This window comes from Pedobacter sp. WC2423 (assembly GCF_040822065.1).
GTDB lineage: Bacteria > Bacteroidota > Bacteroidia > Sphingobacteriales > Sphingobacteriaceae > Pedobacter.
This window is the reverse complement of the sequence record NZ_CP162005.1, coordinates 1,415,321-1,440,246: the sequence shown is the minus strand read 5'-3', so window position 1 is coordinate 1,440,246 and position 24,926 is coordinate 1,415,321. Positions and strand designations below refer to the sequence as shown.

At 36.8% G+C, this 24,926-nt stretch carries 25 protein-coding genes and 1 tRNA gene; 14 read left to right on the top strand and 12 right to left on the bottom strand.

The genetic code is table 11. From position 1 onward, the window contains the following. Nucleotides 1–202: 202 nt before the first annotated feature. From AB3G38_RS05550 to AB3G38_RS05540, 3 genes are all read left to right on the top strand, one after another. A complete protein-coding gene (locus AB3G38_RS05550; protein ID WP_367867504.1) occupies nucleotides 203–712 on the top strand; it encodes a glutathione peroxidase in 510 nt (169 codons plus the stop codon). 126 nt (nucleotides 713–838) lie between these two features. Beyond that, the gene (locus AB3G38_RS05545) at nucleotides 839–1,597 is read left to right on the top strand and encodes a 5'-nucleotidase C-terminal domain-containing protein (protein WP_367867503.1); all 759 of its coding nucleotides are present in this window, start codon (nucleotides 839–841) and stop codon (nucleotides 1,595–1,597) included. Continuing rightward, nucleotides 1,590–2,522, top strand: coding sequence for a bifunctional UDP-sugar hydrolase/5'-nucleotidase (locus AB3G38_RS05540; protein WP_367867502.1), 933 nt, complete (start codon nucleotides 1,590–1,592; stop codon nucleotides 2,520–2,522). Before AB3G38_RS05545 ends, AB3G38_RS05540 begins: the two co-directional genes overlap by 8 nt. Before the next feature lie 5 nt (nucleotides 2,523–2,527). Here AB3G38_RS05540 and mnmA read toward each other — a convergent pair whose 3' ends face one another. Then, the gene (mnmA, locus tag AB3G38_RS05535; RefSeq protein ID WP_111635673.1) at nucleotides 2,528–3,619 is read right to left on the bottom strand and encodes a tRNA 2-thiouridine(34) synthase MnmA; all 1,092 of its coding nucleotides are present in this window, start codon (nucleotides 3,617–3,619) and stop codon (nucleotides 2,528–2,530) included. A 185-nt stretch (nucleotides 3,620–3,804) separates the two neighbouring features. Here mnmA and AB3G38_RS05530 point away from each other — a divergent pair, with 185 nt between their 5' ends. Both AB3G38_RS05530 and AB3G38_RS05525 read left to right on the top strand, forming a co-directional pair. After that, nucleotides 3,805–6,087 (top strand): GH92 family glycosyl hydrolase, encoded by a 2,283-nt coding sequence (locus tag AB3G38_RS05530; RefSeq protein WP_367867501.1) that lies wholly within the window; start codon nucleotides 3,805–3,807, stop codon nucleotides 6,085–6,087. Nucleotides 6,088–6,273: 186 nt separating this feature from the next. Continuing rightward, nucleotides 6,274–6,346: transfer RNA gene (locus AB3G38_RS05525), tRNA-Lys, on the top strand. Nucleotides 6,347–6,574: 228 nt separating this feature from the next. On the opposite strand, the gene AB3G38_RS05520 is transcribed toward AB3G38_RS05525, so the two are convergent. Beyond that, a complete protein-coding gene (locus AB3G38_RS05520) occupies nucleotides 6,575–6,820 on the bottom strand; it encodes a hypothetical protein (RefSeq protein ID WP_367867500.1) in 246 nt (81 codons plus the stop codon). A 977-nt stretch (nucleotides 6,821–7,797) separates the two neighbouring features. Between AB3G38_RS05520 and AB3G38_RS05515 the strand changes: the two genes are divergently transcribed. From AB3G38_RS05515 to AB3G38_RS05495, 5 genes are all read left to right on the top strand, one after another. Next, complete coding sequence (locus AB3G38_RS05515; RefSeq protein ID WP_367867499.1) at nucleotides 7,798–8,025, top strand: hypothetical protein; 228 nt, start codon at nucleotides 7,798–7,800, stop codon at nucleotides 8,023–8,025. 11 nt (nucleotides 8,026–8,036) lie between these two features. Beyond that, a complete protein-coding gene (locus AB3G38_RS05510; RefSeq protein ID WP_367867498.1) occupies nucleotides 8,037–8,390 on the top strand; it encodes a Crp/Fnr family transcriptional regulator in 354 nt (117 codons plus the stop codon). Between the two features lie 72 nt (nucleotides 8,391–8,462). After that, nucleotides 8,463–8,957, top strand: coding sequence for a hypothetical protein (locus tag AB3G38_RS05505; protein ID WP_367867497.1), 495 nt, complete (start codon nucleotides 8,463–8,465; stop codon nucleotides 8,955–8,957). Beyond that, complete coding sequence (locus AB3G38_RS05500) at nucleotides 8,843–9,913, top strand: hypothetical protein (protein WP_367867496.1); 1,071 nt, start codon at nucleotides 8,843–8,845, stop codon at nucleotides 9,911–9,913. The genes AB3G38_RS05505 and AB3G38_RS05500 overlap by 115 nt, the downstream gene beginning before the upstream one ends. 1,061 nt (nucleotides 9,914–10,974) lie before the next feature. Beyond that, nucleotides 10,975–11,148 (top strand): hypothetical protein, encoded by a 174-nt coding sequence (locus AB3G38_RS05495; protein ID WP_367867495.1) that lies wholly within the window; start codon nucleotides 10,975–10,977, stop codon nucleotides 11,146–11,148. Nucleotides 11,149–11,360: 212 nt separating this feature from the next. Here AB3G38_RS05495 and AB3G38_RS05490 read toward each other — a convergent pair whose 3' ends face one another. From AB3G38_RS05490 to AB3G38_RS05465, 6 genes are all read right to left on the bottom strand, one after another. Beyond that, nucleotides 11,361–11,549: a hypothetical protein gene (locus tag AB3G38_RS05490; RefSeq protein ID WP_367867494.1), complete on the bottom strand. Its 189-nt coding sequence runs from the start codon at nucleotides 11,547–11,549 to the stop codon at nucleotides 11,361–11,363. Nucleotides 11,550–12,611: 1,062 nt separating this feature from the next. Beyond that, nucleotides 12,612–14,114, bottom strand: coding sequence for a PH domain-containing protein (locus tag AB3G38_RS05485; protein ID WP_367867493.1), 1,503 nt, complete (start codon nucleotides 14,112–14,114; stop codon nucleotides 12,612–12,614). After that, nucleotides 14,107–14,658, bottom strand: coding sequence for a PH domain-containing protein (locus AB3G38_RS05480; protein ID WP_367867492.1), 552 nt, complete (start codon nucleotides 14,656–14,658; stop codon nucleotides 14,107–14,109). Before AB3G38_RS05480 ends, AB3G38_RS05485 begins: the two co-directional genes overlap by 8 nt. 27 nt (nucleotides 14,659–14,685) lie before the next feature. After that, entirely contained in the window at nucleotides 14,686–17,016 is a 2,331-nt protein-coding gene (locus AB3G38_RS05475) for an outer membrane beta-barrel protein (protein ID WP_367867491.1), read from the bottom strand. 183 nt (nucleotides 17,017–17,199) lie between these two features. Continuing rightward, nucleotides 17,200–17,838: a GNAT family N-acetyltransferase gene (locus tag AB3G38_RS05470; RefSeq protein ID WP_367867490.1), complete on the bottom strand. Its 639-nt coding sequence runs from the start codon at nucleotides 17,836–17,838 to the stop codon at nucleotides 17,200–17,202. A 184-nt stretch (nucleotides 17,839–18,022) separates the two neighbouring features. Next, a complete protein-coding gene (locus tag AB3G38_RS05465) occupies nucleotides 18,023–19,021 on the bottom strand; it encodes a hypothetical protein (RefSeq protein ID WP_367867489.1) in 999 nt (332 codons plus the stop codon). A gap of 344 nt (nucleotides 19,022–19,365) precedes the next feature. On the opposite strand from AB3G38_RS05465, the gene AB3G38_RS05460 reads away from it, so the two are divergent. Continuing rightward, a complete protein-coding gene (locus AB3G38_RS05460) occupies nucleotides 19,366–20,628 on the top strand; it encodes a beta-galactosidase (protein ID WP_367867488.1) in 1,263 nt (420 codons plus the stop codon). Between the two features lie 19 nt (nucleotides 20,629–20,647). On the opposite strand, the gene AB3G38_RS05455 is transcribed toward AB3G38_RS05460, so the two are convergent. Continuing rightward, nucleotides 20,648–20,842 (bottom strand): hypothetical protein, encoded by a 195-nt coding sequence (locus tag AB3G38_RS05455; RefSeq protein ID WP_367867487.1) that lies wholly within the window; start codon nucleotides 20,840–20,842, stop codon nucleotides 20,648–20,650. Nucleotides 20,843–20,864: 22 nt separating this feature from the next. Next, nucleotides 20,865–21,272 carry a DUF2007 domain-containing protein gene (locus tag AB3G38_RS05450; RefSeq protein ID WP_367867486.1) on the bottom strand — a complete coding sequence of 136 codons (408 nt, stop codon included), beginning with the start codon at nucleotides 21,270–21,272 and terminating at the stop codon, nucleotides 20,865–20,867. A 90-nt stretch (nucleotides 21,273–21,362) separates the two neighbouring features. Here AB3G38_RS05450 and AB3G38_RS05445 point away from each other — a divergent pair, with 90 nt between their 5' ends. Both AB3G38_RS05445 and AB3G38_RS05440 read left to right on the top strand, forming a co-directional pair. Then, nucleotides 21,363–22,298, top strand: coding sequence for a hypothetical protein (locus AB3G38_RS05445; RefSeq protein ID WP_367867485.1), 936 nt, complete (start codon nucleotides 21,363–21,365; stop codon nucleotides 22,296–22,298). 10 nt (nucleotides 22,299–22,308) lie between these two features. Beyond that, a complete protein-coding gene (locus AB3G38_RS05440) occupies nucleotides 22,309–22,842 on the top strand; it encodes an RBBP9/YdeN family alpha/beta hydrolase (RefSeq protein WP_367867484.1) in 534 nt (177 codons plus the stop codon). A gap of 250 nt (nucleotides 22,843–23,092) precedes the next feature. Here AB3G38_RS05440 and AB3G38_RS05435 read toward each other — a convergent pair whose 3' ends face one another. Both AB3G38_RS05435 and AB3G38_RS05430 read right to left on the bottom strand, forming a co-directional pair. After that, nucleotides 23,093–23,464, bottom strand: coding sequence for a DUF2784 domain-containing protein (locus AB3G38_RS05435; protein ID WP_367867483.1), 372 nt, complete (start codon nucleotides 23,462–23,464; stop codon nucleotides 23,093–23,095). A gap of 4 nt (nucleotides 23,465–23,468) precedes the next feature. Then, nucleotides 23,469–23,657, bottom strand: coding sequence for a hypothetical protein (locus tag AB3G38_RS05430; protein WP_367867482.1), 189 nt, complete (start codon nucleotides 23,655–23,657; stop codon nucleotides 23,469–23,471). A 255-nt stretch (nucleotides 23,658–23,912) separates the two neighbouring features. Here AB3G38_RS05430 and AB3G38_RS05425 point away from each other — a divergent pair, with 255 nt between their 5' ends. Beyond that, a complete protein-coding gene (locus tag AB3G38_RS05425; protein ID WP_367867481.1) occupies nucleotides 23,913–24,821 on the top strand; it encodes a helix-turn-helix domain-containing protein in 909 nt (302 codons plus the stop codon). Nucleotides 24,822–24,926 lie beyond the last annotated feature (105 nt).

The window sequence follows — 24,926 nt, the reverse complement described above, 5'->3', positions numbered from 1 at the left end:
ACTATAAATAAGCCTAAAATCAAAATTCTATTAAGAATAAATCTCAAAAAGTATGAATTGGACGTTGAAATTATTACTCATTTCTTAAATCTGAGGCCTTAATTTGTGCGTATAATGAATAGCAATCGATTAAGTTTACCTTCCTATTATATACGTGTAAATAATTTGTGCATATATTCGTTGTAACATAAAATTTAAAACTATGAACACCCTACTTATTTTATTCAGTTTGTTATTTACCCCGCCGCAAAGCATTTATGATTTTACCATGAAAACAATTGATGGTAAAGAGATTAAGCTTTCAAAATTTAAGGGTAAGAAAATTCTTATTGTAAATACAGCTTCAAAATGCGGCTATACGCCACAGTACGAAGACCTGGAGAAATTACATCAGAAGTATGGTAAAGATGTTGTGCTGATTGGTTTCCCGGCGGGTAATTTCGGCGGACAGGAATTGGCTACCAATACAGAGATACAAGATTTCTGTAAAAAGAATTTTGGCGTTACTTTTTTATTAAGTGAAAAAGTAAGCGTGAAGGGAAATGACATTAATCCGATTTTCAAATATCTGACTTCTGCCAGTAATGCTGATTTTACCGGAGATATCAACTGGAATTTCGAAAAATTCCTGATCAATGAAAAAGGACAGCTCGTTCACCGTTTCCGTTCTAAGGTTACACCAATGAGTCCTGAACTGACCAAGAACTTGTAACAATTGCTATACAAAGCCTTTAAGAGGCATTAAAGCACGAATCAGAGAAATCCCTTAACAAGGATTTCTCTTTTTTTTAACCTGGAAACTGAGGGATTGATTTATATTTGCAACTCAGTTTCAACTATGCGGAATTCAACAAAGCTCAGCACACTCATTTTTCTTCTTGGTTCTTTCTTATCAGGTGCTTGCAGCAGCACTTACCAGGTTGTTAAATCAAATCGCTCGGAATATAAAATTACACAACATGTACCAGCCGATAGCTCAATTATCCGGACTTATCAGCCTTATAAACTGAAACTCGATTCACAAATGAATGAGGTTTTGGGTTATTCCGAGAAAGAGATTACTAAAAAACTGGTAAATGGGGAATCTTGTTTAGGGAATTTCTTAGCTGATGCATCTTTATTTGAAGCGCGTAAAACCATTCCGCAAATAGATTTTTCCATGCCTTGCGGAAATGGAGGATTGCGTAACGATTTACCTTCAGGAGCGATCACCTTGTCTAATATTTTTCAGCTGATGCCATTTGAAAATGAATTGATTGTCTTTGAGCTGAAAGGTTCAGCTGTTCAGACTTTACTGGATTATATCGCACGCACCGGCGGACAACCTGTTGCTGGTTTAACAATGAAAATTAAAGCAAATAAGGCCGTTGACGTGCTGATTGGCGGTCAACCTTTTGATCCTTCAAAAAATTACAGCGTATTGACTTCTGATTATATAGCAGGTGGTGCTGATGGCATCAGCAGCTTCAAAAATCCACTTTCCAGCAAAGTACTGCGGCTTAAGATCCGCGATGCGTTAATTCAGTATGTTAAGGAGACTAAAAATAAAGGAGTAAAGATCAGTTCAAAATTAGATGGGAGGATGACAAATGATTAACCGTAGAAAATTTATAAAAACTGGTGGTATTGCGGCAGCTGCAACCGCGCTGAGCATACATTCTTTAGATGCGCTGGCAAATGGAGAACTCAGGCAGCTGACTATTTTACACACAAACGATGTGCATAGCCAGATCGAGCCTTTTGCTATGGATGGCGGCCAGAACCAGGGTTTAGGTGGCGTAGCGAGAAGATCAGCTTTGATTAAAAAGATAAGAGCAGAACAGCAGCATGTGCTTTTACTCGATGCAGGTGATATTTTCCAGGGTACTCCTTACTTTAATTTATATGGCGGAGAACTTGAAATTAAACTCATGAGTGAGATGGGGTATGATGCTGCAACGATGGGGAATCATGACTTTGACAATGGGGTAGAAGGTTTCTATAAGCAACTGCCTCATGCTAATTTTCCGATCCTGGTGAGTAACTATGACTTTTCTGATACGATTATGCACAAATCTACCCAGCCTTTTAAGATTTTTAATAAAGGTGGTTTGAAGATTGGTGTTTTTGGAATTGGTATTGAATTGAAAGGGTTGGTAGGAGCGAAGAACTATGGGAATACAATTTATCAGGATCCCGTTTTAAAAGCTAACGAAACTGCTTCACTGCTTAAAAACGACCATAAATGTGATTTAATTATTTGTCTGTCTCACCTGGGTTATAAATATCCGGAAAAGAAAGTATCAGATCAGACTTTAGCGGAGAATAATGATCATATTGATTTAATCATCGGAGGACATACACATACCTTTATGGATAAACCTCAGGATGTGAAGAACAGAGCCGGAAAGATTACAACGATCAATCAGGTTGGTTTTGCGGGGATAAACTTAGGACGTATTGATTATTATTTTGAAGCATACAGAGGGAAGAAATTATTAACTTCTTCTCCCTATATGATTTCAGATCAGCTGGATAGCTAAATCAGTCAGACAAGGAAACCGCCTCCTAAAAGGTCGTTTCCTTCATAGAAAACAGCAGATTGTCCAGGCGCAATTGCAGATACATTGTGATCAAATACCACACGCATTCTGTCTTTTTCCTGAACGATTGTACTTAACATACCTGCATCTTTATAACGTATTTTGGTAATCACATTATCCATTGGCTCATAAATATTGTCATATTTAATCAGGTTAATGTTACGTACCATAGCTTCACTTCTTTCTAATTCTTCGGCTCTGCCCAGCATAACCGTATTACTTTCCGGAAGAATTTGCGTCACAAACATAGGCTCACCAAAAGCAATGCCCAGTCCTTTACGCTGTCCGATGGTATAGAAAGGATATCCTTTATGCTGTCCAACGATCATTCCATCACTGGTAATGAAATTTCCACCTGCAACACGGTCTTCCAGATCTTCTACTTTATGTTTCAAGAACGAACGGTAATCATTTTCAGGTACGAAACAGATTTCATAACTCTCACTCTTTTTTGCCAGTTCTTCCTGTCCCATATCCAGTGCCATTTGTCTGATGTCAGCTTTGGCAAAAGAGCCTAAAGGAAATTGTGTACGCGCCAGGTTTTCCTGCGAAACGCCCCACAAAACATAAGACTGATCTTTATTTTCGTCCAGTCCTTTGGAAATTACATGTCTGCCGTTTTCATGTTGTCTGACGTTAGCATAATGACCGGTTGCTATAAATTCACAGTCCAGTTTATTGGCACGTTTCAACAATGCTTCCCATTTGATATGGGTATTACATAACACGCACGGATTTGGTGTGCGGCCTGCAAGATATTCGTCAACAAAATTATCAATCACATAGTCACCAAATTCTTCTCTGATGTCTAATATATAATGTGGAAAGCCATAATTTACGGCTAAGGTACGGGCATCATTGATACTGTCCAGACTACAGCAACCGGTTTCTTTACTACTGCTTCCGGATGTTGCATAGTCCCAGGTCTTCATCGTTAAACCAATAACTTCATACCCTTGTTCGTGTAACATTACTGCTGCTACTGAACTATCTACACCGCCACTCATGGCTACCAGAATTCTACCCCTTTTACTCATTGTATTTTAATATGAGACAAAAATAACGGATTTTAGTTAAAGATTCATTTTTTAAGGAGTCAGATCCTTGTAAAAAGGTAAATGAAAAGTATGATTAAACGTTATAGCATATATGATACAGCGTTTTACAATCTTATATGATATATTAGGCGTTTAATAAAAACCAAACCAAAACAGACTAATTGATGAAGAAATTTCTATTTTACAGTATTTTATTTATTCCCTTTGTCGGTAATGCGCAGCAAGATCTGGCTAAATATGTGAAGCCAATTATAGGAACGCAGAAAATGGGGCATACTTATCCAGGGGCAGTAGTGCCATTCGGTGCGGTTCAGTTAAGTCCGGAAACAGATACTTTATCGTATGAACTGAACGGAAAATATAATGGTGATGTATATAAATATTGTGCAGGTTATCGTTATGAGGATAAAACAATCGTTGGATTTAGTCATACGCATTTCAGCGGATCTGGTCATTCGGATCTTGGAGATTTCCTGATTATGCCTACACAAGGCAAATTGCAGTTAAATCCAGGTGTGGCTTCTGATCCCAAAGGTGGCTTCCGTTCTGCTTTTTCACATCAGAATGAAGTTGCAGAAGCAGGATATTATAAAGTTAAATTAGACGATGACAACATTCTTGCAGAACTAACGGCTACAAAAAGAGCAGGTATGCATCAGTATACTTTCCCTAAATCTGATCAGTCGCATATTATCCTGGATCTGATGGCTGGTATTTATAACTATGATGATAAAAATGTCTGGACTTATGTACGTGTGGTCAATGATTCTTTAGTAACCGGTTATCGTCAGACTAATGGCTGGGCAAGAACAAGAACAGTTTATTTTGCGATGTCATTCTCTAAACCATTTGTGAAATATGGACAGAAAAATTATGATCGCAAGCAGGCATACAAAGGATTCTGGGGTAAGTTTGACCAGACAAAAAACTTCCCTGAAATTGCTGGTAAACAGATAAGGATGTATTTTGACTTTAAAACTGAGGAGCAGGAAAAAGTGAAAATCAAGTTTGCAATTTCGCCGGTAAGCCAGGAAAATGCTTTAGAAAATATGCGTGCTGAAATACCAGGATGGAATTTTGAGCAGGTTAAAAAACAGGCGAAAGCGGAATGGAATAAAGAATTGAATAAGATTACTGTCAATACATCAGAAGATGATAAAGTGAACTTTTATACTGCGATGTATCATGCTTTTATCAATCCAACAGTTTATACAGATGTAAATGGTCAGTATAAAGGATTGGATCAGGGGATTCATGAAGCGAAAGGTTTTACGAATTATACCACTTTTTCATTATGGGATACTTACAGAGCTTTACACCCATTTTTTAACCTGATTCAGCCCTCGCGTAACAATGATATGGTGAAGTCTATGATGGCGCATTATGATCAGAATTCATTGAAGATGTTGCCGGTCTGGTCACATTATGCAAATGACAACTGGTGTATGAGCGGGTATCACAGCGTTTCTGTAGTTACTGACGCGATTATCAAGGGTGTCTATAATGGTGATCCTGAAGCAGCGCTTGCCGCTTGTATCGTAACTTCTAACCGCAGAGATTATGAAGGAATAGGGGATTATATTGATAAAGGATTTATTCCTGCTGAGAAAAGTGGTGTTTCCATTTCCAATACATTGGAATATGCTTATGATGATTGGTGTATTGCCCAGCTGGCTAAAAAATTGAATAAACAGGATATTTACCAGGAATACATGAAACGTTCCGGAAACTGGGAGAATAATTTTGATTCTTCAACTGGATTTATGCGTGCTAAAATGGCTGATGGTACTTTCCAGAAGAAATTTGATGTGATGAGTACACATGGTCAGGGTTTTATTGAGGGTAATTCATGGAACTATAGTTTCTTTGTTCCGCAGAATCCGAAATTACTGATGGAGCGTATGGGAGGGAAGCAGAAGTTTGCAAACAGGCTGGATACATTGTTTACCATGCATTTGCCTGATGAATTTTTTGCCGATACGGAGGATATTACAAGAGAGGGAATTGTTGGAGGTTATGTACATGGTAATGAGCCGGCACATCACGTAGCTTATTTATATAACTGGACAGATCAGCCCTGGAAAACTCAATCCAGGATAAGAATGATCCTGAAAATGCAATATAAAAATGCACCTGATGGTTTAGGCGGAAATGATGATTGCGGACAGATGAGTGCCTGGTATATGTTCTCTTCACTAGGTTTCTATCCTGTAGCCCCTGGTTCTGATGAATATTCTCTAGGCAGCCCAGCTGTGAAATCTGCGGTATTGAAACTGGAGAATGGAAAAACGTTTACTGTGGATGCGATTAATCAAAGTGATAAAAATGTATATGTACAAAAGGTCTTATTAAATGGTAAGGCGATTACTACACATACGATTAAGCATTCTGATATTACTAATGGAGGAAAATTGACATTTTATATGACCAGTAAACCTGCAAAATAGGGTTTATGCTATAATTAAACAGGGTAGGGGGTAATATTATCCTTGCCCTGTTTTGGTTTAAAGCGGATATGTTAAATTAATTCTATTGAAAAACAGCTTGTTGACTAATTGAAGGCATTTTATTTTCAGAAGGATTTGCATATTAATATTAAATTTCTACCTTTGCAGTCCTTCAAAAAAGGAATTGATTCCGTAGCTCAGCTGGTAGAGCATTACACTTTTAATGTAGTGGTCCTGGGTTCGAATCCCAGCGGGATCACAGAGAATAGTATCAAAAGTAAATAAAAACCTGCAAATCAAACGATTGCAGGTTTTTTTTGTTTAGGGGATATATCAAAATAAGCATTAAATCGGATCAAGTCATAAACTTGTGGATCAGGGATTAAATTTCAAGTTTTGGGTTTGATATTTTCTTAGTTCAAAGCAGATGGTTATGATTCTTTAATGAGCTAATTACTTCCTGATTTTATAGTTCAATTTATCGTTATTAAACGCCCTGATTACTTTGATAAGAGATCGGCCAACGCTTCAGTGGATTCTTAGGGGGAGGAAAGATTCTGATTTTTCCAGGCTGGCTACTTTTACAAAAGTTCTCTGATGCCTTTTTCGGTTTCCATGATTCTTTCATTATGCCCAGTACAGAACTTTTGAAACAACCTGTACTCCAAACTGCTGCTTTAAAAATGAAATCGCCCAGGATTCCCTTTGAAAATTTACCTGTTAAATTTCCCATAATAAATAAATGCCTTTCCACCAATGTAAGCTATTCGCGTTAAAGATTATCCTGATGCGTAAAAAATGTCCGTAATTGTCCGCAACTGTCTGCAATTGTCTGCAGTTGTCCATGGGTTAGTCAAAGGGGAGATTATAATTTCATTAATCTTCAACTAGTTATGGTTTGGTTGTGCCTGAGTGGTGGTCGGGGTGATACCAGGTTGTAAACGGGCTGTAAGCATGTCGAGTCCATGTTGTTTCAACTAGTTGTTTTGACTTGGACTTGCCATGGACTCAACTTGCTCTTACCTTGGTCTTACCCTAACGAGTACTCGACCAGTACTCAGGCAGTACCCGGCCGATATAGATTTATTATTTAGCTATTTTGATTTATTTATTAACAGCCCGGCCTTGTTTCCCCTGAGTCATTCCAATGCAAATTGAAAGCTTTCACAGAAACTTCCAGAGGCATAAGAGCATCCGTGATATCAAAAACTTTCTGTTTAGCGTGTCAAAATTTATGCTTAAAAAGAGCCTGCTCCACAAGTTTATGAATTGATCCTTAGATTCTGCATATTATTTATAGATAATTACAGGCTGTAAATTTAAAATAGCCAATTTGTTTATTAGATCAAAGACGAATTGAATATAAGTAAGTTATGCCATTACAGTTCTTCATATTCTAATGGCCACTACAAAAAATTACGTTATATTTATCGAGTACCACATCTTAACATAGTGAAAAGCTGGAAGTGCCTCAATACCGTTTAAGTTAAGTGCCTGTTTTATTCAACTAATTTGGATTAAAAATTAACACAACAATTCAAATTCAAGAATTAAAAATGATTTAGAAACCTGAATGGGAAAATGAAAGCCCATTTAGGCCACTAAGGAGAGTGATGCGTTTGCCTGCATGCTATTTCAGTTCTCATCTTCAGAAAATTTACATATTAAACAGAGCTCAGAAGTTATAAACTAAAAATGAACAGCCAAATTATGGATAAAAATACTTCAAATGAGAGTTATATAAATTTATTTCATCTGTTTAATTCAATTTACCCTGTAAGTGAGGAGTTAATGAATTCATTTATTATGAATTGTGAGGTGAAAAATTTTAAAAAGAAAACAAAGCTCTTAAAACCAGGAAATCGTAGTAGCTCTATTTATTTTATTGTAAAAGGATCAGCAAGAGTTTATTATATAAATAAAGAAGAAGAGAAATAACATCCTGGCTCTTGCTTGAAAATGAGCTCTTAATTTCAGTGTATAGCTTTTTCACAGGTAAACCGAGTTTTGAATATTTAGAAACTTTGGAAGATTGTATCCTCATCGAATTATTGAGAGAAAAAGTTGACAAGTTATATGAAGAGTTTTTAGAATTCAATTTTATTGGTCGTAAACTTACTGAGCATTATTATATTCAAAATGAAATACAGACTAATAACCTACGTACACTGAGCGCTAAAGAGAATTATAAACAGTTAGTAACAAATCACCCTGAATTGATTAAGAGGATATCATTAGGATATATCTCTTCTTATCTGGGTATTTCACAAGAAACATTGAGTCGTATTAGAAAACAAAAATAATTTTTTGATAAATGTCAAAATTATAATTGGAGTAATAGATTAGGTTTGTCATTGGAAGTCAAAACCTTATTTATGAAAAAGAAATATTATTTATTGTTATTCTATTTGTTAATATTTTTTAGCTTAAGCTCTTGCAAGAAAGATCAAGAACACACGACAACAATCTTATCCGAAAAGGAATCAACTGTAACGGTAGAAGAGGCACGTTCTTGGATAGCCGAGAATAAGCCAGCCTTGAATCTGGAAAATAATTGGGATTATGCCAAGCAGGTAATCTCTGAAAAGAATAATGAGGTACTCAAGGTAAAATTCCGTGATTTACTGGATAATCGTACCTGGATTCTGACCGATATATTATTTCAAAAAGACCAGAAAGGAAAGATAGATGCCTCTGTGTACAAAGTCTTTGTAGATACTATTTATTTTAGTAAAAAAAAGAGGCGAATAAACCTTTGGCGGAAAAAAGAGATTATATTAATAACAATGATTTCACGGGGAAAGTTGTGGTCTATAGCCTTGGCTCAAAGAGTACAATTAAAGGAAGAAAGTTCGAAAATGGAATTGTAACTAAGGAACTGATTCCTATGGAAACACACAACTCGAGTGGAAGATTATCGAGTGCCCCACCAACCGCGCCATGTGATGAATGCGGCCCTGATGATACTGGAGGACCGGGTATTCCTTTAAGAGAAGTAAACATTACAACTGAGCGTAAAGAGCAACCTTATGTATTTCCACCAGCGGATCGAACTAATCCAATAATAGTCGGACCTAATTTCCCTGTTGGTAATCCAAATAGTGGAGGCGGAGGTAGTGGCGGTGGTGGAACAAGTAGTCCAAGCCAGATGTCTAATAGCGACTTAGCAACGGCAGTACCTGTTAATGATGGAAAACCTAAGATTAAAGATATCAAAAAATATACAGGTTGCTTTAATGACGGAAAAGAAGCAAAAAATTATACCATGACTATCTATGCTAATCAGCCAGTTCCTGGAACAACTGACTGGTATAAAATAGTTAAACCGGGAGTCTCTACAAATTCATATGGGGTACCAACAGGAATAATTTTCACAAGACCTGACGGGGTTTTTTTTGATGTGGGACACACATTTGTGACCTTTGAAAAGAACAATACTGATGGAACAAATGTGAGACAGACGTTAGGATTCTATCCTTCTAGCAATCCAATTTCGTCTAAAGGTGCAATGGAGGATAATGGTGGACATGACGCTGATGTGAGTTTTACCATTAATGTAACCAAAGAACAGTTTCAGGCAGGACTAAAAAAAGTAGAAAGTGATTTTGCTACTAAAGATTATGTTCTAACAAATGCTCTTTCAAATGAATACAATTGTACTGATGCTGCAATAAGTTGGATGAATGCAGCAGGAGCAAAATTTGAAGATTCAACTTCAGGATTATTCAAAAATACTCCCGCAAATTTTGGTAGAGCATTAAAGAATAAAATAGGAGTTAATCTGTATCCTGGTAAAGGTATATTTGGAAAAGGACCTTGTGATTAATTAAATTAGATATGAAAAATATAAAAATTAGAATTCTTTTAATATTAATGCTATTATTAAGCCTATTTTCGGGCATTTCAATCAATGGGAACTGGGGTTTTGTATACCAATTTGAGTTTATAGATTTTCTACAGCTTAATGAAATACGATTCAGAGACATGTTGTTTTGGATAATTGTTATCATATCACACGTTGGAATTGCTATCCTTCCTTTTTTCGTGGAAAAGAAGTACTTTAAAAAAATGCTTTTCTATTTTCCTTTGATTTATTTATTAGGCTATTTATTTTTACGCCCTGAATTTTTAATTCTTTTAATTCCATTTATAATTCTTTGGGTTGTCACTATAACAAGTGCTAAAAAATCAGTAATAATATCGACTAACTAGTTCAGACATGCGGAGTTGGGAGGTTTTTAGATGTGAGCTACTCTAAATAAGGAAGGAAGTTTAAATTGCTGTAAGGACATGAAAGTTTATTTTACTTTTTAGATTATAGCAATTTGTATTAAAAAAGGTGCTTTATTCGGGAGTCGAATTTCATAACCACTGTAAAATATTGCTAAACGCTGGTTTTACAGTAAGTGTAAATCCCAGCGGGATCACAGAGAATAGTATCCACCAAAAACAAAACCCTTGCAATCATTTGATTTGCAAGGGTTTTGGTGGATATCTCAAAATAAGCGATTGAGTGGCTGTTGCACAACTAAATATTACAACAAAATATTGTTTATATATATATGATTATCAGTATGTTGACTTGTGAAAGGTAAAAAGATATATCAAGGCCAGCGCCTCATCATTGGATATTATGGTGGGGAAATCCTATCGGATGCCGAGGCATTCAGTGCAGAACTCAAACTAGAATTTTCATTTTGAGTCAAGCCGAGCCAACCCAGATCAGTTTAATCTCAACGGTAAAGTTATCATTTACTCGGTTGGCGGCCCCTTTCAACTTGACCACCTAAAAAAATCTGAGCTCCTTTAAAATAGACTACAATTATTAGTATCTTTAATCTATTGGTGAACATCTTGTCTACCGATTTACAAATACTCAAAATACAAATGAGCGATAAATCTAAAAAAAATAATTTAAACTTATCAGAAACCAGCCTAACGCCTGAACCACAGGAAACTGTCGAAAGTATTTTACCAGAAGTGGAAAATGAAAACAGTGACGAAAATTTCGGAAAGATATTACCTCCGGTACTCAGAGCTAGTGGTCGTAAAGGAGGTTAATTTACTATTCTGACAAATTTGCACCAATAAGAAGCTGAAGTACGGGGGTGAGCTGTAAATGAAACATCCGATTGCTGTTTATAAGAATGTGGATTTTAGCTTTTAGCTAAAGTTTACAAATCTAGCTTTTGCCTATTTGCGTCCAAATACTCTGGTCAAGATCATCAATAGACTGTTCCTTTAATACCCTTTCGGGATAAAAAATGGGCTCCTCACTTCAAAAGACGGTCATTATTCGGATTGAATTTAACTGTCAACGAACAGTAAATCTCTCTTGCCTCAACAACCTGCCCGCAATACAAGAACACATGGCGAAACTCCAGAGCAATACTCCATTCACTATCTTTATCACATTCACGAAGAGAAGGCATCAATAAAGCCAGCTGATTTAATAACCGCATAGGCATCTTCAACTTTAATTTCCTGCTTTTGTTTAATTTTAAATTTACGAATTAACCATCCATGGATATTCTCCTGCTATGCTAGAAACACTAATACTAATATGGATATGAAGCACATGACACCAAAAAAGCCAAAAATAAACCAATTCATATAGGGAAGGATCTGAATCATAGTTTTGTATGGATTAATTGTATCGAGGTTTTGTGACCTCGCCAAGAAAATCTTTCTATCCAAAATGTATGATGCCAGGAAAGTAGCCATAAAATAACCGCTGATCATCATAATCGGAACCTGAATTTTAAATAAGGTAAAAGCATCATTGTAGAAAAATATACTACTACATGATAGTATAAGTATACACAGCCCTATTCCTGATATAGTTAATTTGGTCTTTTTCATATCTTAACATTTATTAATTTTTGGTAACTTCTACCAAATAAACCCTCGTGCGCCACCTGAATTTGATAGCTGCAACTTACTCTCAGATTCAAAATAATCTAGTAACTTTCTAAAATCCCCCATTATCAAATTCACCCTCAAAATCCTCAAATCAGTTTTAAAAAAGGCTTATGATTCAACAAACCAAATTACATACATTATCATTATTGAGAAAATAAAAATCAGAATAGTGGCCACCCTTATAATATTCTTTTGTTGGTCAATTAAAAATTTAACAGGCTGTCGGTTGAGATTATCAGTATTATAAAGTTGGTGGAAACTAATCACTCTTGTAGTAAGATACGGCATTGCCCGGTTAAAAAACCAAATTATAATCGAAATCTGAATTGAACAATAAACTCTGAACAAAATACTTGTTCCCCATGAGGAAAGCAACGTAATGTTCAAAAACCATGTATGGATGATCAGTCCACACCCCAGTAGAAATAAATAGATACAGATCAGCGCAATTCTCACTCGCTTATCATTCAGCTGTCGTGAATATTTATAAAGCATCATATAGTTGATTAAAATGAAGAATGCGCCAAAAATATATTCCATATTATATTTTCTTAAATGTAAAGTAATGCATCTAATTTAAATTAATTTATAAAAGGCAAGCTTTAAATAACGGAGTCTTGAATCTCTACCTGGTACAACCAATAATTTACTAACTGTTTAATTTCGGTATAATTGCCATATTTAAAATGAATCTGCCCTGCAGCGGTATGCAAAGTGAGGTGCCCAACATCCACTCCTTTGTGCCAGGGGTATTGAAAAGTAGTAATTGCCTGAATCTTATTTGGTGTTACAATTTCATCCGAAATATCCCAAATTCCGCTGATTTTGATGATGAAATCCTGACTTACTGAAATCCGGTGCCAGCGGTAGCTGATATAAATCATTAGCACACCTATAACGAAGTACGCGATTGCGATACCAATAAAAGGTTTCACCTCTGGGATATTAAAAGCCAGGAGCAAAAAGATTGAAACGGGTAAAATCAGTTTGAAGAAAATTGGCAGGTTTAAAAAACGCCAGTCTGGAACAAAGGTTTTTCCCTTTATAGGTGCCTTACCCAATATCATTTTTAATAATTCATCCCGTTCACCAGCATTACACCCCGGAATTTCTAAAGTGTTTCCCTGCATTTCATGTCCTTTTTTACTTTGACCAAAATGAGCCTGCCTTAAACTCATATTCAGCATGTTCATCTTTTTCTGGAAGTAATTCTGACTATATTTTGTAATCTGGACTTTATTAGGGCTAATCAGGGTGTTTTTCTTGGCAATCAACCCTGAAGAGAGCACAAGTGTATTCTTATGCGCGCTAATTTCGAGCTCGAAATACTTATAGAAGGTTCTGACCAGGTTAATAATCAACAATACAATTAAAAGGCATGCAATTAAGATAAAAGCCGTAACAATGGTTAACATGCCTGTTACCGTACTCTGAATTTCATGTTTATCAATTTTAAAAGTATCAAGAAGTTGCCTGCCCTCATAAATAACGGTATAAAAAAAAGCGGCAAGTAAAGTTAAACTTTGTCCATAATTAGAGGTTAATCCAACTTTAAACAAGGTCCATTCGCTTATTCTTAAAAATGGTACTTCTTCTGCCTTGTTATTTTCGCTTTCAATTTCCGATCCGGCTTTAGTTGCAGTTCTGTTATTTAATAAATGTTCTTTAAGGTTATAAGCAGAAGTTTCGTCAATGGCTTTAATGCTTACTTCTTCACCATGAGCACCAGCAGTATCGATTTTTAACCCATAAACGCCAATAATTTTCTGCAGAATATTCTGGTTAATGTTAACCTGCTGTATTTTATCGAGTTGAATAATTACCTGATCACGATTGAAGATCCCCTTATTCACTACAAACTCCTGCTTTTCTTTATCTAAAAAGAATGTGAATTTTAAATACCATAAATAAGCGAATATAAAACTGAATATGATTATTGCAGAAATACCTGATATCAGATAGGTAAAAGAAGTGCCCGACATCTTTACAAAAGCAATAATGAATAAGAAAAAACTCGCCTTGCCAATCATCAGCATAGTATGAGCGCCCATTATAATGATACCAAAGGCCGATTCACGCTGCGGTTTGCTGAAATCGTTATTCATCAGGATTCATTTCAGTTGTTGGATTTTCAGGCAGGTCTAGTTTTTTCAATAACAGATCTCTAATGCGCTTCGCCTCGTCAATTGGAATGCCCGAAATATGGATATGCCCTGTTTGGCCACCTGCGGTAAACAGTTGTAGTGATCCCAATTTGTATATTCTGGAAAAAAGACCTTCATTTAATTCAATATGCTGAATCCTGTTTAAAGGAATAATAGTTGTCGATTCGGCGATAATCCCACTTTTATAGATGACGTCATGCGTGCGGATAGCATATCCCCGTTTCTTAAAGCTAATGCGAAAGACTAGAAAGAAGCTGGCTAACAAAGCTAAATACACTGGAATCATCCATTTTGCATTTGGTCTGATTTCATCAAAGAATAGAAGAATTCCAATAGTTATTCCAAGCAGGCCAAAAAAGATCAACAGATTAATACAAATGATTTTCCAATAATCTGGATGTGATCGGCTTAACTGAACATCTTCGTGTTTTGGAAGAGAATCGAGATCAATAACTTCATTGGTGAAAGAGGTCTCTGTGGCCATAGCTAAAGGTATAAAAAATATAATCGTTTAAAAACCGTAACTCAAATGAACATGAATCATCCTTGAATTTTCGCGGTATGTGTCATCTTCTATAAAACTCCCTGTAACGATATGGCTAATCGACTGGCGGTTATTGAATAAATCAGAAACAATCGCAGATGCAGTGATCCTTTTACCTGAAAACTGTCGTTTCAACTCTACATCTATACCTTTATTTTGGTTCATGTTGCCTTGTGGGGTTATTTGAGGCCCGGTGAGTTCCCCATGTGCTAAAAAGATAAATTTGTCAGGAAGATTTATGTTGCCTTCCAGGTGTATACGGTAATTCCAAAAACCATTCAGATTGCTTGTATATAAATCCGTTCCGTCGAATTTGTTATAACTCAGATCAAAAGTAGTGGTGAAGTTCACAGCCTTTTTGATATTAAACCTATAAATCAGGTCGGTTCCGAATGCGCGATCAGTTGCAATATTTTGCGGTGTGGTCAATGTGTAACCGCCGTGCTGATTTACAGTCAGCATTTGAATACTGTTACTGGTATGTGTATAATAAAGCGACAGGTTTAAGAAATTATTACTCTGCGTGAAAAGCTTACTGTAATTGAATTCAATATTTTGTGTATAAGCAGGGGAGAGATTTATATTCCCTGACTGCCAGCTTATGGGGCTGGTTATATTGATATAGGGCAAAAGCTGTAAAAATGAAGGCTTGCTGATACGCGATGCATAACTCAACCCAATGCTCTGGTTTTCTGCCAAATCCCTCGAAAGATAAAGGCTGGGAAAAAGATTGAGGAACGATTTGTTAAACGTTATGTTTTGCAAGAGTGAATGCCCGTTTAAACTAGCCAGCTCAGAACGCAAACCAATTTTATAATTCAGGCCCAGGATACTGTCGGCATACGTAATATAAAGCGCCTGAACGTTTTCCAGGTATTTAAACCTGCTCGACAAGGATTGGCTATAAGTATAAGCGTTGGCTGCCTTATTGAATAATAAAGTGCTGACATCATTTTTATTAGTTGTTATAAAACCTTTGTAACCGGTTTCCACTTTGCCCTTTTTTCCGACCCTGCCTGTGTAATCCGTTTGGATTATCCAGGATTGCACACTGGATGTCCCTTGATTTTGCTGTGGCTGGTTAGCTATAAACAGTTGCGGATTATTAAGTTCCATCGTACTGTTTACCTCATTAACATTGTGAATAACATCCGCAGTGAGTACATTGGATGATTTTGCAAAATGATGCGTATAGTTTAAATCAGTATTGTAAGCCATGTTGCTGCTTTTCGTTTGATTCTTACCCATCCCGACAAGGCTTAAAATGCTGACATTGGCACCACTGTCAAGATAAACATCTGTACTATTATCAGTTAACCTTTTTGCAAAGCCCTGCGTAAGGGTAATGCCCGATCTTTCGTTTATAAAATAGTCTATACCAAAACGGCTGTCGATATCTTTATTTCTGGTATTAACGTTGCTGAGCTGGCTCACATAAGTTGCGCTATCGCGCTGCGAAAAATGTTGTGCATTTGTTTGGGTGCCTTTAGCCTGCTTATTATGATAATTGATATTACCGAAAAAATTCAGCTTTTTAGTGCGGTAGTTCAAGTCGGTGCCGACATGATTATCCGGGTATGAGCCCATATCTATGTTTATCAGGCCGTTGAATCCCTGTGCCTTGTCTTTTTTTAAAACGATATTCAGGATGCCGCCTTGTCCTTCCGCATCGTATTTGGCAGAAGGATTGGTCATGACCTCTATCTTATCAATGGCAGTAGCAGAGATCATTTGCAGTGCAGTGCTGATATCCGAATAAGGCGATGGCTTCCCGTCGATCAAAACCTGCGGAGATTTTCCACGCAGGGTTACATTCCCATCCTTATCAATGTCTACCATTGGAATTTGCGCCATTACATCACTTGCACTCCCGCTGGCTACACCGCCAAGCGCGTTCGGATAAAAAACCTTTTTATCATTTTCTACAGTCATGAAATTTCTTCGCGCAGTTACAACAACCTCTTTGAGCGCTTCGGATGATGGCGGCAGCTGTAAAATGCCAAGCATTAAGTTAGTTCCTTTTGATAATGCAATATTCCTGGATAACGAATTGTACCCAAAAAAAGAAAGGTTAAAAATATAATTGCCCGGCGGTAATTCTTTAACAGCAAACATTCCGCTAGCATCGGCTGTCGCTGTCAATTTTGTGGAATCACTGAGGTTGATGAGCTGAATGACTGCACCGGGCATAGGTTGCTTTTTTTCGTCAATCACGGTTCCGCTTACCGTGCTTTCATTTTGAGCGTAAGCATGAGCGCCGAGCAACAGGCCTATAAATACAATCAGGTACTTTTTCATAGCGATAGTTTTCACAAATATTCACCGCAAATAAAGTCTGCGGCAATGAAGCTGCTATGAAATGGAAATTAATTTTTTTTAATATCCAGCGGGATCACAGAAATGCGGAGTTTTTCTCATTTAGCGGTAAAATAGTTATAGGACTAGGTCAAAACTAAACACTGACAATTTCTTGAAATAAAACTATAACGGAATAACAACTGATGTATAAAGACTACAAACTTTCCAGCCCAAAGATTGATATAGCAATTTTCCTTGTTCTGTTGCAACCAAAAAATTTTTGTAAACATTTTTTGATATTGCAATTCGTTCAAGCTCCTTTATCAAAAAAGTAGCAAGACCGTTTCGCTTATGATTTTCTTCTGTTGATATCCTATCATAAACTGCTAAATCATCTAGAATAACAATACGACCTGCGGAAGCTAACTCCCCGTTTTTAGTCATAATTTTAACAAGTGTTGTTGAATTATAATTGTCAAATTCTATTTCATAGCCATCGGGTAGATTAACCTGTATATTCATAGGAGAAACACAAGACATCAGGTATCCCTGTGGTTGAATTACCCATTTTCCAGATATTTTATTTTTAAGCTCTTCAGGAGAAGCACAAACTTTTAGGAAAACCCAAGTTTCGTTAATAGTTTGTGAAAGTTGGATAAAATCATCATTAAGTTCAGCAAATACATAACGAGCTTTTTGTTTCTGATAACCAACATCAACCTTATAACCAGATTTAAAATTAGTCGGTAATGGCAATTCTCTTGATAATGCCCAAGCAGTAAGCCACTTTTTTATAATATTTGGAGAAACATTATTTTCCATTGAATTGACCTTTATTTGCAATTTATAAAGATTGCAATTTACATGAGCACTACCACTTTCAACTACGTTTTTTTGCACGATTGATCTTGAAAAGCTTGTCCTTATAAGCCTGCTTAAGAACAACTTTTACTCCCAAAAATAACTATTTCGCATATGAAACCTGGCAATCCGGTGTCTTAAAATATTATTTACCCTTAACCAGATCATTATAAATCGCAATACGGTGTGTACGCAGTTTATAAGGTATCTTCTCCTTGCTGTTGCTCATCTGGAAACCAATAGCGTGAGATTCTTTGACCGGCATATGGCAGTCGATACAGTTCTTTGCCAGCATAGCTTTGTTATTATCTTTCAATGTTTCATGTTTCACATCCTGATGACAGCTAATGCATTTAGCGGAATAAACCACCAGGTCAGGTTTCTTATTTTCATGTACATCGTGGCACGTAATACATTCTGCCTTACCAATTTTATAACATGCACTAGCTTCAAGCAGCGGCTTTTGTTTACCATGTACATCCGGATCTTCTCCTCTATAAGCACTATATTCGGGTAGTGTTTTTAACGTATCTCCAGGTTTAAAACTAAACGTAGAACTCACGGTTTTGATACCAGTTCCTGAATGGCATACTCCGCACACATCTATTCTTCGTAATAAAGCCAGTTTTTTATAACTCACCATATAATTAGCCTTTTTCACCGTAGGGTTTTCCTGATGGAAGGTTACATGCTGAGCCGCCGGGCCATGACAGCGTTCGCAATCTATACCAGCAATAACAGAGTTTTTAACGTATTCTTCTGTTATCGAAAAATTAGGGCCCTGTATTAGCTTTTTGTCTGCGAAGGAACTATGGCATTCTAAACAACGCGAGATGATTGGCCTGCCAAAATAAATCTGGTTGTCAGGGAACCCCGGGCTGTTTACCCACTGATGATCTTTGGTCAGATAGTTTAACGGCATTTGCATCAGTTGTTTACCATACCAGTATGCGAAAGTATATGCACTATTTCCTGCACCAAAAACCATGTCAGTATGCTCAGTTTTTCTATCAATCCCATTGATCACTGCAGACTGATACAGGCCATCAGCACGGTTTTTGACCTGAACTTTAGTCTGTTCATTAAAAACAAATTCTCCGTCAGGTATGTGTAAGCTGTCGGCAGAGTTATCTTTAGTTAACATCTTTGAAGCATTAAAATGGGAATTGTGGAATGCAGACGCTGTAAGGTCTTTATGACAGCTTACACAAGCAGAACTCCCTGCGTAGGCGGGCCCTCTGCTGTCGTTACTTTTACTTTTTACCTGTGTACATTGTACAACCACGGACACAAAAATTGCTAGAATACAAAAAATCAGGAAGAGGCGTCTCCGGGCCATATATAAGCTTTGGTTAGAATATCAGAATTGTTAACTAAAATATAAATAATTTCACTACAACTGCCAAAAAAACGTAAAAGAGCTACATTATCATTACAATTGCGTTTTTGCGCTGAAATATATACCAACTATACTACCTTTGATCAATTATGAAAAAACTACTGCTAGCTCTATTAATTGTTTCAATTGCCACAATTAGCAAGGGAAGCAAAAAAGATCCACAAGAAACTTTAGGTAAATATGCTGTCAGCGCTAATTCTGTTGTTGCTGATACTTCAAAAAATGGGCCTCAAATCCCTGTAATTGCAATTCTGGCCATACCAGAAAATTTAACTAATGTTTCGCGTTATCAGCAGCTGCGTGCTTCTGGTGTAACTATGAGTTACTATCATTTTTCAAGTGCAGATGCTATGCAGGCGGCATTGGATGTGGGACAGCAAGTCGGGCTTAAGTTATTTGTTTCCTGTCCTGAGATAATCAGTGATCCTGAAAAGACTGTAAGGCGCTTTATGAATCATCCGGCGCTTGCTGGTTATTTTTTGTCAGATGAACCATCACGCAAGGATTTTCTTCAAGTGGGGAAACTGGTGAAAAGGATAAGAGCGATTGATAATAAACATATATGTTATGTTAATCTTTTTCCAAATTATCAGGTCGAAAAATATCTGGGTGCGAGCACCTATAATGAGTATTTGGATAGTTTTATAAAAGAAGTACCTACGCAGATCATATCTTTTGATCATTACCCAATTACCGGAAGTACCAGGCAATCAGTAAGGCCATCGTTTTATCAGAATTTAGAAACGATTGCTAAAGCAAGCCAAAGATCAGGCAGACCGTTCTGGGCTTTTGCGCTTTCTGTCGGTCAGCCACCTTATCCGGTACCAACATTGGGTGCATTGAAGTTACAGGTATACAGTAACCTGGCCTATGGAGCCCAGGGTATTCAGTATTTTACTTACTGGACACCATCAACCCCACAGTTTCGTACAGCTGCAATTGGTACCGATGGAAGGCAAACCGAAGTGTATCAGAGTTTACAACAATTAAATAAAGAAATTAAAGGTTTATCTGGTGTGTTTTTAGGCGCTAAGGTAGTTTCAGTAAACCATACTGGTGATGTGGCCCCAAGGGGTACACGCCGGTTAATTAAACTTCCTAAACCAATCGCATTACTTAAAACTGATGGATTGGGAGCAGTTGTTTCAGTGATGAAAAACAAAGCAAAATCATATCTGGTTATTGTTAATCACGATTTTACCACACCGATGACCGTATCTATAAAGTGTAAACCAGGCGTAAGCAGAGTTCAAAAAGATGGATCTTCAGTGAGACAAAATTCAAATATTAATAAAGTGATGGTTGACCCTGGTGATGTAGCTATTTACAGCTGGCCTTATTCGATGAACTAAACAGGTCTATACAATTTATTTATAGCGGACCTGCATTTTGTTCTGTTTCATCAATAACATGTTCTAAATCGAGGATACTTATCAGGGTATGTTTATCATAGGCCATTACATCGAATACTTTAGAATATCCGGTGTCTAACCAGCGCTTATAAATAAGATTGCCGTTCATGTACAAATACAATTCGTTATGATCTATCTTTTTAAAAATGGCCATAGTATTAAATAGCTGTTATAGATTAATACTCGTGGAGACAGTTAAAACAGTGATGGACTTTCTTGACATGGAACGGATAAACGAAAAAAGCTATAGATACCAGCATCGTCAAAATACCAAATCGTCTTTTAGTAGCCTGAACATAGCCAACATTCCGGGATCCGCATTTGGGGCAAATGTATTCTCCTTTTTCTTCTTCAGATGTTTCTAAAACAGGGATTGTTTCTCCTAATATACTTCTGGCTAAATCAACATCTCTTTCAAAAAGATGAAGTTTAACACCGCCCAGAGCCTGTGTATATAAAGGATTCATAATAATTGTATTTTCATCGGATAAAAAACACTGAATGTCTGCATCCATTAATCTTGATTTTACAATATTTGCTTCTATAGGATTATAAAATGTTTCAAATATGACTATTTTATCCATTCGATCAATTTAGTTCAATAAATTGAGTTTTAATATTTATTTAGTATAAAATGTTATTTTAGTCTGAATTTTTCCGGTTAACTTATGTTTATGAAAATGAAACTTCTGATTTTACTGTTTTTTTTAATGGGTGCTGTGATTGCGAATGCACAGACCTATACCATTTCAAAAAAAGCAGATATTTTTGGAGATACTATTGAAACGTATACAGATCAGAATGGAAAGAAATTAGCTACAGTTACTCATTCTACTGATTTTTTCGGAAATAAGATTAAAAGTATGACTGGCCCCAATGGGGAGAAATTACAATCCATAAAAACATCAACGGATATCTTTGGAGACAAAACTGTGGCTATTTATGACGAGAAAGGAATGTCAAAAGCTACTGTAAAAACAACAACTGATATTTTTGGTAATCAAACCAGCCGTATGACTGGTGCTGATGGTCAGGTCATAAGCTCGGTTAAAAAATCAACTGACATTTTTGGCCAGGAGACTACTGAAGTTAATGACGGAAACGGACGGCCAAAAATGGCTATCAAAACTTCTACAGATATTTTCGGGGATGAAACACAGCATATTACCGGAGCTGATCGGGAAAAAATTGGTTCCGTTAAAAAGTCAACCGACATCTTTGGAAATAAGACGATCTCAATTTATGATGGAAGCGGTCGCAGAGCTGCAACTATAAAGACATCTACTGATATCTTTGGCGATGAAACGAAAGAGGTGACTGGTTCTAACGGGGAGCGCATAGGTTCTATCAAGAAATCCAAAGATGTTCTTGGCAATGAAAAGATAACAATCCGTAACAGTAACGGACAAAAAACTGCCATTATAAAAACTTCAGCTGATATTTTTGGAAACGAGAAGAAGATCATTACTGATCAGAATGGAAAGCAGTTATTATCCATCAAAAAAGTTAATGACATTTTTGGGAATACCACTACCTCGGTTAATAATGGGGAAGATCCTGAGTCACTAAGGCTATTCATGAAATTATTGCTGGAATCAGAGGATTATTAATCATTAATTAATGACAACAAAAATATTGATTATACCAGGGCTTGGCGGTTCTGGAGAAAACCATTGGCAAAGTTTCTGGGCAAAAAACCTGGATAACGTAACCCGGCTTGAACAGGAAAATTGGGATAAGCCAGAACTTGAAAAATGGTTAGCACAATTAAATACAACCATTTTAAAGCTGAACAGTCCTGTTATTTTAGTTGCGCATAGCCTTGCCGTCTCTTTGGTAGCACATTGGGCAGGTAAATATACCAACGCTTCTGTAAAAGGGGCTCTGCTTGTAGCTCCTGCAGATGTTGATTCTCCCGCACATACACCCGATTCTATCAGAAGTTTTTCTCCAATACCAATCACAAAATTACCCTTTCCTTCCATCGTTGTCACAAGTGAAGACGATCCTTATGTTGATTTGCAAAGAGCCGGCTATTTTGCAGCACAATGGGGTAGTGAATTCATTAATATCGGTTTTCATGGCCATATCAATTCAGATGCTGATCTCGGATTATGGGAAGAAGGACAATTGATCTTAAAGAGGTTATTGTAAGGGAAACAAATGCGCACAAAGCTATTAAGTATGAAATCAGGCTGGTTTTACGGATAGATGGTTCCATTGATACAGAATTGTTCAAGATATATTTCTGGTCGGAGTTGAGAGGGGGTTGAAAGGGCCAGGGGCCCTTTCAACCCCCTCTCAACTCCGACCAGAAACCGACTGTCCTATACTGGAATTAGTTTACAGTAAAAAGTAAATTACTGACTGTTGTTTACACAATTCACACAGAAATATTTGCAGGCTAAATGCGTTTCCTCCTGATAAAATTCAAATAAATAGTCATCATTATTGCCAGCGTAAAACTAACACCGGTTATGATATCAATAAATAGAGAAGAGATATCCTGTCCGGAAATCTTGTCAGCATAGTATTTAATAAAGGAACCCGGGAGATTAACTTCACCCAATTTTTCTTTAATCTGCCATTGCCAGTCTGTAATCGGACAATACCCTAAGCCGTACCAGATACCCAGGATTAACCAGCAGCCTAAAGTCAGCGCTACTACAATGAGATGCAGCTTTCTTGTAGACGGCCATATCCATCCTGATAAATTAAAGCCGATAATAACCAAATGAAGCAAGGTGAAGAACCAGTCGAGCAGTAGATAATTCATCCTGTTAAAAAATGTGGATCATATCTTTTTCAAGGCAGACGCTATTCTCAATCTCTGCATACTGCCCGTAATTTGGAATGAGCTGATAACCAGAATGATCATTGCCATCTTTTTCTGCCAGATATTCATCAAGAAGCTTGATAAGCTTAATAAAGTCCGGGTTTTCTGAGTCTGTTCTTAATATTTGAATCATTTTATGTACTATTTAATAGCGAACAAGGCTGTTTGGCTACTTGTAAAGATATAAAAAACCGATAGTATCGCTATAAATCAACCTGTTCGGGAACGTTTTTATAGCGTTGTATTCCTTATGCCTGGCATTCAATTATAATTTTGGAAGCGTATTGGATAGAAAATTAAGCGGGATAGTGCTGAGCTTGAAAAAGGAAGAGTGAAAAATTAGCGCTGTTTTTTAATTATCTTTGTTCTTTGAAATATTCAATTCAACATGCAGGCAGCTATAGAAACCCTTGGAGATTATTACCACAGAACAAATCAGGCTATTCCTTCTGATTTATTAAACCCTAAAGGTAATTTGAGTCATTTTAACGTCCAGCCCAGATCCTACTGCAATAAAGTGACTCCCTACAACAGGAGGGATCACTATAAAATGTGTCTGACCATTGGAGCAGGCAGACTTCACTTTGCAGATCAGGTGATTGAAGTCAGTGAGCCTGCACTTGTTTTTTCAAATCCTTCTGTACCTTATTCCTGGGAATCTACCACAGAGATCCAGGAAGGCTATTTGTGCTTGTTCAATGACTCTTTTATCTCGGCCGAACTGAAGAAAGGACTAGAGCTGACCTGTCCGCTGTTTAACCCGGTACTGGAGCCCGTTTTTTTTCTCAATCAGGAACAAACAGATTTAGTTAGCGGGTATTTCAGGCAAATGATAGCAGAATTGAAAAGTGATTATGAGTATAAATTTGAGGTGATCAGAAGTTTACTTAAACTCATCATACATCAGGGGATAAAGATACAATCTGCTGATAGTTTAATTGCGCATAAAGATGTTTCTGACCGGATAACGCCGATGTTCATCGAATTACTGGAACGCCAGTTTCCAGTAGATTCACCAGAAAACCCACTCAAAATCAAAAGTGCCTCTGAGTTTGCCAGCCAGCTGAATATCCATGTGAATCATTTAAATTATGTGATTAAATCGCATACTGGCAAAACCACTACGCAAATGATCAGTAACAGGATTGTGGATGAAGCGAAAACCCTGCTGAAAAATACAGACTGGGATGTTGCTGAAATTGGGTATTGTCTTGGATTTGATTATCCTGCGCACTTCAATAATTATTTCAAAAAACATACAGGAGTTACTCCATCTGTCTTTAAATATAATTTATAGCTATTCTTTGATTTATATAATCATTTCTTTGTTTTTTGCAGCTTGATTTAAGCCCGGGTTTACACAGATTAACAATTGAAAAAGCCCCGTTTTGAAGTCTCCCTG

What these genes read in the sequence shown, in the direction of transcription:
- AB3G38_RS05460 (WP_367867488.1), top strand. Translation starts at nt 19,366, where the DNA reads ATGAAAAAACTACTGCTAGCTCTATTAATTGTTTCAATTGCCACAATT.
- mnmA (WP_111635673.1), bottom strand. Translation starts at nt 3,619, where the DNA reads ATGAGTAAAAGGGGTAGAATTCTGGTAGCCATGAGTGGCGGTGTAGAT.
- AB3G38_RS05485 (WP_367867493.1), bottom strand. Translation starts at nt 14,114, where the DNA reads ATGAATAACGATTTCAGCAAACCGCAGCGTGAATCGGCCTTTGGTATC.
- AB3G38_RS05530 (WP_367867501.1), top strand. Translation starts at nt 3,805, where the DNA reads ATGAAGAAATTTCTATTTTACAGTATTTTATTTATTCCCTTTGTCGGT.
- AB3G38_RS05425 (WP_367867481.1), top strand. Translation starts at nt 23,913, where the DNA reads ATGCAGGCAGCTATAGAAACCCTTGGAGATTATTACCACAGAACAAAT.
- AB3G38_RS05430 (WP_367867482.1), bottom strand. Translation starts at nt 23,657, where the DNA reads ATGATTCAAATATTAAGAACAGACTCAGAAAACCCGGACTTTATTAAG.
- AB3G38_RS05495 (WP_367867495.1), top strand. Translation starts at nt 10,975, where the DNA reads ATGAGCGATAAATCTAAAAAAAATAATTTAAACTTATCAGAAACCAGC.
- AB3G38_RS05435 (WP_367867483.1), bottom strand. Translation starts at nt 23,464, where the DNA reads ATGAATTATCTACTGCTCGACTGGTTCTTCACCTTGCTTCATTTGGTT.
- AB3G38_RS05550 (WP_367867504.1), top strand. Translation starts at nt 203, where the DNA reads ATGAACACCCTACTTATTTTATTCAGTTTGTTATTTACCCCGCCGCAA.
- AB3G38_RS05480 (WP_367867492.1), bottom strand. Translation starts at nt 14,658, where the DNA reads ATGGCCACAGAGACCTCTTTCACCAATGAAGTTATTGATCTCGATTCT.
- AB3G38_RS05455 (WP_367867487.1), bottom strand. Translation starts at nt 20,842, where the DNA reads ATGGCCATTTTTAAAAAGATAGATCATAACGAATTGTATTTGTACATG.
- AB3G38_RS05470 (WP_367867490.1), bottom strand. Translation starts at nt 17,838, where the DNA reads ATGGAAAATAATGTTTCTCCAAATATTATAAAAAAGTGGCTTACTGCT.
- AB3G38_RS05440 (WP_367867484.1), top strand. Translation starts at nt 22,309, where the DNA reads ATGACAACAAAAATATTGATTATACCAGGGCTTGGCGGTTCTGGAGAA.
- AB3G38_RS05475 (WP_367867491.1), bottom strand. Translation starts at nt 17,016, where the DNA reads ATGAAAAAGTACCTGATTGTATTTATAGGCCTGTTGCTCGGCGCTCAT.
- AB3G38_RS05505 (WP_367867497.1), top strand. Translation starts at nt 8,463, where the DNA reads ATGAAAAAGAAATATTATTTATTGTTATTCTATTTGTTAATATTTTTT.
- AB3G38_RS05450 (WP_367867486.1), bottom strand. Translation starts at nt 21,272, where the DNA reads ATGGATAAAATAGTCATATTTGAAACATTTTATAATCCTATAGAAGCA.
- AB3G38_RS05465 (WP_367867489.1), bottom strand. Translation starts at nt 19,021, where the DNA reads ATGTTAACTAAAGATAACTCTGCCGACAGCTTACACATACCTGACGGA.
- AB3G38_RS05520 (WP_367867500.1), bottom strand. Translation starts at nt 6,820, where the DNA reads ATGGGAAATTTAACAGGTAAATTTTCAAAGGGAATCCTGGGCGATTTC.
- AB3G38_RS05445 (WP_367867485.1), top strand. Translation starts at nt 21,363, where the DNA reads ATGAAAATGAAACTTCTGATTTTACTGTTTTTTTTAATGGGTGCTGTG.
- AB3G38_RS05540 (WP_367867502.1), top strand. Translation starts at nt 1,590, where the DNA reads ATGATTAACCGTAGAAAATTTATAAAAACTGGTGGTATTGCGGCAGCT.
- AB3G38_RS05515 (WP_367867499.1), top strand. Translation starts at nt 7,798, where the DNA reads ATGGATAAAAATACTTCAAATGAGAGTTATATAAATTTATTTCATCTG.
- AB3G38_RS05490 (WP_367867494.1), bottom strand. Translation starts at nt 11,549, where the DNA reads ATGCGGTTATTAAATCAGCTGGCTTTATTGATGCCTTCTCTTCGTGAA.
- AB3G38_RS05545 (WP_367867503.1), top strand. Translation starts at nt 839, where the DNA reads ATGCGGAATTCAACAAAGCTCAGCACACTCATTTTTCTTCTTGGTTCT.